At 67.8% G+C, this 2,426-nt stretch carries 3 protein-coding genes and 1 pseudogene; 2 read left to right on the forward strand and 2 right to left on the reverse strand.

Going from position 1 to position 2,426, the window contains the following annotated elements; translation table 11 throughout:
* Nucleotides 1-352: 352 nt before the first annotated feature.
* Nucleotides 353-718, reverse strand: coding sequence for a MerR family transcriptional regulator (locus Q8A52_RS48760; protein ID WP_316765140.1), 366 nt, complete (start codon nt 716-718; stop codon nt 353-355).
* A gap of 91 nt (nt 719-809) precedes the next feature.
* Between Q8A52_RS48760 and Q8A52_RS48765 the strand changes: the two genes are divergently transcribed.
* Nucleotides 810-1,673, forward strand: coding sequence for an enoyl-CoA hydratase/isomerase family protein (locus tag Q8A52_RS48765; protein ID WP_316765142.1), 864 nt, complete (start codon nt 810-812; stop codon nt 1,671-1,673).
* 136 nt (nt 1,674-1,809) lie between these two features.
* Nucleotides 1,810-2,157 (forward strand): annotated as a pseudogene (locus Q8A52_RS48770) (M15 family metallopeptidase); the annotation flags it as partial.
* An 18-nt stretch (nt 2,158-2,175) separates the two neighbouring features.
* On the opposite strand, the gene tnpA reads toward Q8A52_RS48770, so the two are convergent.
* Nucleotides 2,176-2,426 (reverse strand): IS200/IS605 family transposase (gene tnpA / locus Q8A52_RS48775; protein ID WP_316765141.1); only part of this gene is annotated, 251 nt, incomplete at its 5' end.

Consider the following 2,426-nt stretch of genomic DNA (forward strand, 5'->3'; position numbering starts at 1 on the left):
CTCCGTGGCGTGACCCTCGCCCCAGTACCGAAGCCTCATCCTGATCGCCGCCGCGGCTCTCACCGCGGCGGCGATCGCCATAGGTGCCCGGCTCCGATCCACATCACCTCGGCAACGGCAGCGGACAGGCACCCAGGATCTACCTGGACGTGCCGTCGTGCGTTCAGCAACTCCACACCTCGACCGGCGATCTGCAAGAACACGACGACGTCGTAAACGAGCCTCACCTGCGGGGGTAGTCGCGCATCCCGGCTCCGGAACCGCCACATGTCGCCCGGCGGCGGGGAGCGCCGGCACACAGCCCTCTTGCTGAGGTCTGCCAGAGGGCAACCGCTTCATGCCCGTGTACTCGTCAGGAGCAGGGGCGGCCGGTCCGGAGAGTGGTGGTGGCCGCGGTGATGACGGTGTCGAGCCGGTCCCGGGTGTCCACCAGGGCGTCGATCTGTGTGCTGATCCGGTCCCGCTCCGCCGACAGCCGTTCGAGCAGCTCCGGTGTCACCTCGCCGGTCACGACGCACGGCAGCAGTTCCACGATCGACCTGCTCGGCAGTCCCGCCGCGTACAGCTGCTGGATCAGCAGGACGCGGTCGACCGCGCTGTCCGCGTAGTGCCGCTGCCCGCTGTGGCTGCGTTCGGAGGCGAGCAGGTGCTGCTCCTCGTAGTACCGCAGCGCCCGCACGCTCACGCCGGTCCTGGCGGCGAGTTCCCCGATGCGCATCCCATTCCCCTTGCCTCTGACGTCAGCGTCAGCTTTTAGCGTGACCGGTGTAGAGGCCTGTGGCCAGAGATTCCATCGGGAGAAGAACGAGATGTCGTACGACGGTTACAAGGGACTGCGGGTGGCGATCGACGCGGGCGTGGCTCAGGTCACGCTCGACAACCCGCCGGTCAACATGCTCGACACGACGCTGATCAACGAACTGCACGACTTCGTCGGAGCCGTCCGCGAGGACGAGCGGGTGCGTGTGATCGTGGTGCAGAGCGCCGACCCGGACTTCTTCGTCGCCCACGTCGACCTGGGCTTCATGCTCAAGCCGGAGACCTTCGCCGAGCTGGCCAACCCGGACGCCGGGACCGGTGGCGACGAGTCCTTGATCAACCCGATGCAGAAACTGATGCTGCGTCTGCGGGCGCTGCCGCAGGTGACGATCGCCAAGCTCGCCGGGCGCCTTCGTGGCGGAGGCAACGAGCTGGCGATGGCACTCGACATGCGCTTCGCCGCCGCGGGGCGGACCTGGCTCGCCCAGCCCGAGACCCGGATGGGCATCATCCCCGGGGGCGGCGGCACCCAGCTGCTGCCCCCGCTGGTGGGCCGGGCCAGGGCACTGGAAGTGATCCTCGGCGGAAACCTCTTCGACGCCGGGACGGCCGAGCGCTACGGCTGGATCAACCGCGCCCTCCCGGCCGAGGAACTCGACGACTTCGTCGACACCCTCGCCCGCCGCATCGCGGCACTGCGCCCGGAACAGATCACCGCGGCGAAGGCTGCGGTCGGAGCCGCAGCCACGGCTGGAAGCCTGCTGGAGGGCCTGGGCGAGGAGAGCAAGGCCCTGGGCGGTGTCTACCCGGCACCGGACGCCGTGGTCGAGCGCATGCGAGCCGCCGTGGCCGCCGGCGCCCAGACCCGCGAGGGCGAACTCGACCTGGAGGCGTCACTGGACGGCACTGCCTGAGCCTTACGCGGCCACCGGGCACGGCGCCATGGCAGCCGCCCGCAGACGGGTGGTGGCCGGCGACGGCCACCACCTGTACCGCGGCCGCTGACGGGAAGACAGCCACCGGAACGCAAGGCCACGAGATGATCGCGTCATGACTGAGATCGTCTTGATGTCCGACGCGAAGGTCGCAGCCGTGCCTGTTCAAGAGTGCGGTGAACAGCTGGTGGACGTACGACGAGCCGGCTCCCTGCTGGTCGATGAGCGGAAGTGGCAGGACTCCGCCGGCGCCTTCGCCCACCTACGGCAAGGAGTGCTCGACCGACTTCTCAAAGCACAGGCACGGTTGCCCGAAGGAATGCGCCTGCTGTTCGTCGAGGGCTATCGCCCGCCTGCCCTTCAACGTCACTACTTCGACGAATACGCAGCCCAACTGCGGGCCGATCGTCCCAAGTGGTCCGCTGAACAGGTTCGTTCGGCAGCCAGCTGTTACCCGCACTCTTGCAGAAAGCCCCGGTGTTCACGCCGGGGATGAATGCATCTCAAGGCTGCTCTGACGTGCTCGTTGGAGCGGACGTTTTTGCTGCTCGATGTACTGGCGGACGATTGCCAAGGGTGCTCCGCCGCACGATGCGGAGAAATACGAGGGCGACCACAGGTGGCCGTGCATGATGGCAGGGTTGATCCGGCCGGTGAACTCCTGCCGTATCCGGCGGGCGGATACACCCTTGAGGCTGTTGACCAGCTTCGACACGGCGACCTTGGGCGGGT

This window comes from Streptomyces herbicida, assembly GCF_032656585.1.
In the GTDB taxonomy this organism is placed as follows: Bacteria; Actinomycetota; Actinomycetes; order Streptomycetales; family Streptomycetaceae; genus Streptomyces; species Streptomyces herbicida.

Excerpts from the sequence above, each read along its gene's own strand:
- Q8A52_RS48765 (WP_316765142.1), top strand. The coding sequence starts at position 810 with ATGTCGTACGACGGTTACAAGGGACTGCGGGTGGCGATCGACGCGGGC.
- Q8A52_RS48760 (WP_316765140.1), bottom strand. The coding sequence starts at position 718 with ATGCGCATCGGGGAACTCGCCGCCAGGACCGGCGTGAGCGTGCGGGCG.